Raw genomic sequence first — 7027 nt, forward strand, 5'->3', positions numbered from 1 at the left:
CAAATTAGTATTTTGATTGACCCGTCATACCTGGGAGGTTATGCGTCAGCGCTTAACGCTGCAACGCACTCGCGTGCGCCGTGTTCACACAGCTGTTGATACGCCGCGGTAACCGTCGCAACAAAGTCGGCGTTTTCCGCCAGATCATGACCAAAAATGCCGCTCAACCCCAGCAGCGCTGTCACGCGTTCGGCTCCCTGGAACTGTTGGTTAATGCGCTGGAATTCGGCCTGCATTGGGTCGACAACATCAATGACCTGCCCCTGTTCATCCACACCGTGGGTGTAGCGCATCCAGCCCGCGATGCCCAGTGCCAGATGACGCCAGCCGCTGCCGTTTTGCAGATGCAGACGCACCGGATCCAGCAGGCGCTGTGGCAGTTTCTGGCTGCCGTCCATCGCAATCTGCCAGGTACGGTGGCGCAGAGACGGGTTGCTGAAACGCTCGATCAGCAGCGTCGCGTAGGCGTTGAGATCGGTACCTTCCGGCATCGACAGCGTTGGCGCTTGCTCCTGCATCATCAGCGCAAACGCCGCTTTGCGGTATGCTGGATTGGTCATGGTGTCAGCGATGGTTTCATAACCGCCGAGATAGCCCAGATAAGCGAGGAAAGAGTGGCTGCCGTTGAGCATGCGCAGTTTCATCATTTCAAACGGTACTACGTCGGCAACAAACTGTGCGCCGACTTTGTCCCAGTCAGGGCGACCGTTAACAAAGTTGTCTTCAATCACCCACTGGCGGAACGGTTCGCAGGCGATAGCGCACGGATCGTAAACGCCCAACTTGTCGGCAATCTCCTGCAACGTTTCCGGCGTTGCCGCCGGAACAATGCGGTCTACCATGGTACACGGGAAGGTGGCGTTCGCTTCAATCCACTGCGCCAGCTGCGGGTCACGCGCCTGCGCCAGGCCCAGCACCGCGACTTTCGCCACATGCCCATTTTCACGCACGTTATCGCAGGACATCACGGTAAAGGCCGCCAGCCCCTGCTCACGACGCAGATGCAGCGCCTGTACGATGTAACCAATCGCCGATTTCGGCGCGGCCGGATTTGCCAGATCGTGTTTAATCAGTGGGTTATTGAGATCTAACTGGCCGCTGGCAGCATCGGTGCAGTAGCCTTTTTCCGTGACCGTCAGCGAGACAATTGCCGTCTGCGGGCGTGCCATGGCCTGTAAAATACCATCACAACCATCAAGCTCCGGGTGCAGGGCTTCTTTCATTGAGCCGATCACTTTCAGCACGGTATTGTCCGCGCCTTTTTCCGCCACGGTATACAGCAATTGTTGCTTGCGCAGGTTTTCAATCAGTATGCAGTCATTACCCGGCATCAGGTTAACTTCACAGATACCCCAGTCGCTGTCGGTGGTTTCCAGCAGATGGTGGGTGTACAGCGCCTGATGCGCGCGGTGAAAAGCGCCGCATCCCAGGTGAACAATGCGGGATTGCAGACGAGAGCTGTCCCATGCGGGGCGCGCAACCGGCAGGTTGCTATTGGCAATTGTCGTTGTCATCGTGAACTCCAGATCCCGTCGGAAAGACCAACGGTGAGAAAAGAAAAAAGCCGGCCAGACAGGCGACCGGCAACACTGCTTTAGCGGCTAAAGAATGCGCGCTGGATAGCCATCTCAACGCCACGCACTTCCGCCAGGCCTTTCAGGCGACCAATCGCGGAGTAACCTGGGTTGGTTTTCTTTTTCAGGTCGTCAAGCATCTGGTGACCGTGGTCCGGGCGCATAGGGATCAGATCCTCTTTGCCCTCGGCTTTACGGCGCTGTTCTTCCTCAACGATCGCTTTCACCACTTCGTACATGTCAACGTCGCCATTTAGATGCGCCGCTTCATGGAAGGTTTTCGGGTTATCTTCACGCAGCGTGGAGCGCAAATGGGTGAAGTAAATGCGCGGGCCAAACTGTTTGATCATGTCGACCAGGTCGTTATCCGCACGAACGCCGTAGGAGCCGGTACACATGGTGAAACCGTTCGCCATGCTGTTGACCGTATCGACCATCCACTGCATATCTTCCACGGTGGAAACAATGCGTGGCAGGCCAAGGATTGGGCGCGGCGGATCGTCCGGGTGTACCGCCATGCGCACACCAACCTCTTCTGCTACAGGAATAATCGCCTTCAGGAAGACGGCAAAATTCTCACGCAGCGCAGCTTTATCGATATCCTTATAGCGTTCAAGATGCTGGCGGAACTGGTCGAGCGTGTAGCCCTCTTCCGCGCCCGGCAAACCGGCGATGATATTGCGGGTCAGACGTGCTTTGTCTTCTTCGCTCATGGTGGTGAAGCGTTCATTCGCCTGCGCAATCTCTTCGGCGGTGTAGTCCGCTTCCGCGCCCGGTCGTTTGAGGATATGCAGCTCAAAGGCGGCAAATTCAATTTGATCGAAACGCAGCGCTTTGGAGCCGTCCGGCAGGACGTATTCCAGGTCGGTACGGGTCCAGTCGAGAACCGGCATAAAGTTGTAGCACACGGTACGAATGCCGCACTCGGCCAGGTTACGCAGGCTTTGCTGGTAGTTGGCAATCCACTGCTGATAGTTGCCGGAACGGGTTTTAATGTCTTCGTGGATCGGTACGCTTTCGACGACCGACCATACCAGGCCCGCCTGCTCAATAATGGCTTTGCGTTTCAGGATCTCATCAACCGCCCACACTTCCCCGTTCGGGATATGGTGCAAGGCAGTGACAACGCCCGTTGCACCCGCCTGACGCACATCCGCTAAGGTGACCGGATCGTTAGGACCATACCAGCGCCATGTCTGTTCCATGTTTTATTCCTCGTTTACGTTATGGACTCGACGATATGGCACATAAATTCCTCCTTTTGGTATTACATGTCAACCTGAAGCGATAAATTGGTTAACCAAATTACGATATCTGCTGACCATACCGCTAATTAACGGCCATACAACCCAGTATTAATGTAAACATGTAACGCAATGTGACATCCATCGCATCATAGGTTGACCAATATATGTAACATCTCAACCAAAATCATAATAGTTCAACCAAAGTAAGGTAGACGTTATATGCACGTTCTCAATATTCTGTGGGTTGTATTCGGCATCGGCCTGATGCTGGTGCTCAATTTAAGATTCAAGATAAACTCGATGGTCGCTCTGCTGTTGGCGGCACTCTCGGTCGGTATGCTGGCGGGAATGGATTTAATGGAACTGCTGCATACCATGAAATCCGGTTTTGGCAGCACGCTGGGTGAGCTGGCGATTATCGTGGTATTCGGGGCCGTCATCGGTAAGCTGATGGTTGATTCCGGGGCGGCGCATCAGATTGCCCATACGCTGCTGGCGCGACTCGGTCTACGTTACGTGCAGCTGTCGGTGATCATTATTGGTCTGATCTTCGGCCTGGCGATGTTCTATGAAGTGGCGTTTATTATGCTGGCACCGCTGGTGATCGTCATTGCCGCGGAAGCGAAGATCCCGTTCCTCAAGCTGGCGATTCCTGCGGTTGCCGCCGCCACCACCGCCCACTCACTGTTCCCACCGCAGCCGGGTCCGGTCGCGCTGGTTAACGCCTACGGCGCTGACATGGGCATGGTTTACATCTACGGTATCCTGGTGACCATTCCGAGCGTGATCTGCGCCGGACTTATCCTGCCGAAATTCCTCGGCAACCTCGATCGTCCAACGCCGTCATTCATGAAGGCCGACGTACCGGTTGACCAGAACAACCTGCCGTCCTTCGGCGTGTCTATTCTGGTGCCGCTGATCCCGGCGATCATCATGATCTCCACCACCATCGCCAACATCTGGCTGGTGAAAGGGACGCAGGCGTGGGAAGTAGTCAACTTCTTAGGCTCCTCGCCGATTGCGATGTTTATCGCCATGGTTGTCGCCTTCGTGCTGTTTGGTACCGCGCGCGGTCATGACATGCAGTGGGTAATGAACGCCTTTGAAAACGCGGTGAAAAGCATCGCCATGGTGATCCTGATCATCGGCGCGGGCGGCGTACTGAAGCAAACCATTATCGATACCGGCATCGGCGATACCATCGGCATGCTGATGTCACACGGCAATATTTCTCCGTACATCATGGCGTGGTTGATAACCGTGCTGATCCGTCTGGCAACGGGTCAGGGCGTGGTCTCAGCCATGACGGCAGCGGGGATTATTAGCGCAGCAATCCTCGACCCGGCAACCGGCCAACTGGTGGGCGTCGACCCGGCGTTGCTGGTGCTGGCAACAGCGGCGGGTTCCAACACCCTGACCCATATCAACGATGCTTCGTTCTGGCTGTTCAAAGGCTACTTTGACCTGTCGGTGAAGGATACGCTGAAAACCTGGGGTCTGCTGGAGCTGGTAAACTCCGTGGTTGGCCTGATAATCGTGTTGATCATCAGCATGATTGCATAACGTCGATACCGCTCTGGCCCACAGCGCCAGAGCGGTTTTCCATCCTGCCTCAACAATCCTCAATAATCAGATATACCGCCTTCACCGGACCATGCACCCCAACCACCTTGATAAGCTCAATATCCGCCGTCGAGCTGGGTCCACTGATGATATTAATGCACGATGGCATACGCTCACCGGCCTGTGCTTTCTGATGCAGTTTTTCTGCCAGCTGCGCCACGCGCGGCAGGATGGTGCTTTTACGCAGCACGAAAATCGAGGACTCCGGCAACAGGCTCAGGGAGCGCCCGCGCTCCGGCGCGGAAAACAGCACCACGCCGCCGGACTCGGTCAGGCCATATTCGGCATACACTACGCCGACTTTCGCCTGCTCGGCCTGGGTAATATTTTCGCTACCACGCGCCGGATCCCAGACCACGGCGTTGCATTCCTGCTGCAAGCGTTCGGTGATGCCCAGCTCCACCAGCCGGCTGTCGCCGCTCAGCACCACCGGCTGCTGACCCAATTCTTCGCACAGGCGCAGTGCCGCGTCTGCGGCCTGGTCCTCGCTGGTCAGTTCGCAGCGGGCCAGCATCACTTCGCTGGCAAACTGGATAAACGCAGAGCAGCGCTGCTCGGGGCTAAGCTCGGTCAGGCGCTCGTTGGCATAGTTGTTAACCAGTGCGGCATCCGCTTGCGGTTCGAAGCGCAGCGGGCGACCCAGCGCCTGGGCGATGGTGTTTAAAAACGCGGTACGGTTATCCATTCTTTTTCTCCTGCGCCTGATGTTTCTTAAACCAGCTGCGGAAGCTCTCGCCGTCAGCATCAGGCAGATCGCGCGCCTCCATCCAGTCACCAATCGCGCCAACCTTGAGCGGGGTTTTGCCGCCATTGATAAACCAGCTCGCCGCATGCGCGCCCGCCATCATCCCGACTTTCCACAGCCCCGGATGGCTATTGGCATAGGCGAACATCTTGATCGCCCGTCGCTCGGCTTTCGGCGTAATGCCCTCCTCGGCCATCACCCGGCGATGACGCAGGATCAGTTTTGACAACGGAATACGCACCGGGCAGACGCTGTCACAAGCCGTGCACAAAGAACAGGCGTACGGCAGGTCTTTAAAATCTTTATAGCCGCCGAGCAGCGGAGAAATCACCGCGCCGATAGGGCCGGGATAGATAGAGCCATAGCCGTGCCCGCCGATGTGGCGGTACGCCGGACAGGTGTTCATACAGGCTCCGCAGCGGATGCAGCGCAGCACATCGCGAAACTCTGAGCCCAGCACCTGCGAGCGACCGTTATCGACAATCACCAGATGGAACTCTTCCGGTCCGTCAACGTTGTCCGCCTCACGCGGGCCGGTCAGCCAGGTGTTGTAGCCCGTCAGACGTGCGCCCACGGCGCTGCGCGCCAGCATGGTAATCAGCACATCCACCTCGGCAAAGGTCGGCGCGATACGCTCCATGCCCATCACCGCAATGTGCGTTTTCGGTAGCGTGGTGCACATGCGCGCGTTGCCTTCGTTGGTCACCAGACACACCGAGCCGGTTTCCGCCACGGCAAAGTTACAGCCAGTAATACCGATTTCGGCACTGAGGAAATCCTCGCGGATCTTCTGACGAATGAACAAGGTCATAGCTTCCGGGGTTTCCGGGCCGTCATACCCCAGACGTTCGTTCAGCACGCGGCGGATCTGGTAGCGATCTTTATGAATCGCCGGAACCACGACGTGCGAAGGCGGATCCTGATCCAACTGCAGGATATATTCCCCGAGATCGGTTTCGATCACCTGGATTCCGGCATCCTGCAACACATGGTTGACGCCGATTTCTTCGGTCACCATCGACTTGGACTTCACCACCTTCTGCGCATTTTTACTCTGCGCGACCTGCAAAATGTAGCGAGTGGCGTCTTCTTTGGTTTTGGCGAAATAGACGTGTCCGCCGTTTTCCGTCACTTTCTCGGAGAGTTGGTACAGGTAAGCGTCGAGGTTGCTCAGAACGTGATCGCGGATCTGGCTGGCACGATCGCGCCAGTCTTCCCAGTGGCCTAACTCATCGACCATTTTTTGCCGATTCGCGCCGATACGCTCCTGCGCATTAGCCACGGCTTTGCGCATAATCGGATCTTCTATCTGCTGACGAATACGCAGTTTAAATTCTACATCGCTGGTTTTTATCGACATCTCTTTCCCCTCAGCGGCTCATCAGCACTTCAGCAATATGCATCACTTTGACCGGCTGGCCTTCCCGTTGCAGTCGACCGCCAATGTTCAGCAGGCAGCTAACGTCTGCGCCAATCAAAAATTCCGGCTTTGCGTCCATCAGATGTAATACTTTCTCTTTCACCATCTCACCGGATATCTCGGCCATCTTGACCGAGAACGTCCCGCCAAAGCCGCAACAAGTATCCTGATCGGCAAACGTCAACAGCTCCAGTCCGCGCACGTTTTTCAGCAGCGTAAGCGGCTCTTCCTTCACTCCCAGTTTGCGGGTCAGGCTACAGGAAGGATGATACACAGCGCGGCCCTGCAGGCTGGCACCAACGTCCACCACACCCAGTTTGTTGACGATAAAGGAGGTGAGATCCTGCATACGCGCGGAAACTTTCTCAGCACGCAGCGCCCATTCCGGTTCATCGGCCAGATACGTCGGGTAGCTTTT

General features: G+C 56.3%; 6 protein-coding genes. 1 reads left to right on the top strand and 5 read right to left on the bottom strand.

The window, feature by feature from the left end; genetic code table 11:
- Positions 1-38 precede the first annotated feature (38 nt).
- A complete protein-coding gene (locus OGY08_RS09585) occupies positions 39-1514 on the bottom strand; it encodes a fructuronate reductase (RefSeq protein ID WP_125363515.1) in 1476 nt (491 codons plus the stop codon).
- Positions 1515-1594: 80 nt separating this feature from the next.
- Entirely contained in the window at positions 1595-2779 is a 1185-nt protein-coding gene (gene uxuA / locus OGY08_RS09590) for a mannonate dehydratase (RefSeq protein ID WP_100271556.1), read from the bottom strand.
- Positions 2780-3040: 261 nt separating this feature from the next.
- Between uxuA and gntP the strand changes: the two genes are divergently transcribed.
- Positions 3041-4384 (top strand): gluconate permease GntP, encoded by a 1344-nt coding sequence (gene gntP / locus OGY08_RS09595; RefSeq protein WP_003033260.1) that lies wholly within the window; start codon positions 3041-3043, stop codon positions 4382-4384.
- 49 nt (positions 4385-4433) lie between these two features.
- Here the strand turns inward: gntP and OGY08_RS09600 are convergent, their stop codons facing one another.
- From OGY08_RS09600 to OGY08_RS09610, 3 genes are all read right to left on the bottom strand, one after another.
- Entirely contained in the window at positions 4434-5129 is a 696-nt protein-coding gene (locus OGY08_RS09600) for a LutC/YkgG family protein (RefSeq protein WP_125363516.1), read from the bottom strand.
- Positions 5122-6549 (bottom strand): LutB/LldF family L-lactate oxidation iron-sulfur protein, encoded by a 1428-nt coding sequence (locus OGY08_RS09605; protein ID WP_003830092.1) that lies wholly within the window; start codon positions 6547-6549, stop codon positions 5122-5124. The genes OGY08_RS09600 and OGY08_RS09605 overlap by 8 nt, the downstream gene beginning before the upstream one ends.
- Before the next feature lie 10 nt (positions 6550-6559).
- Positions 6560-7027, bottom strand: a 468-nt coding sequence (locus OGY08_RS09610; RefSeq protein ID WP_286565869.1) for a heterodisulfide reductase-related iron-sulfur binding cluster, incomplete at its 5' end; no start/stop codon positions are given.

Source organism: Citrobacter sp. Cpo069, from assembly GCF_030332785.1.
Classification (GTDB): Bacteria; Pseudomonadota; Gammaproteobacteria; order Enterobacterales; family Enterobacteriaceae; genus Citrobacter; species Citrobacter portucalensis.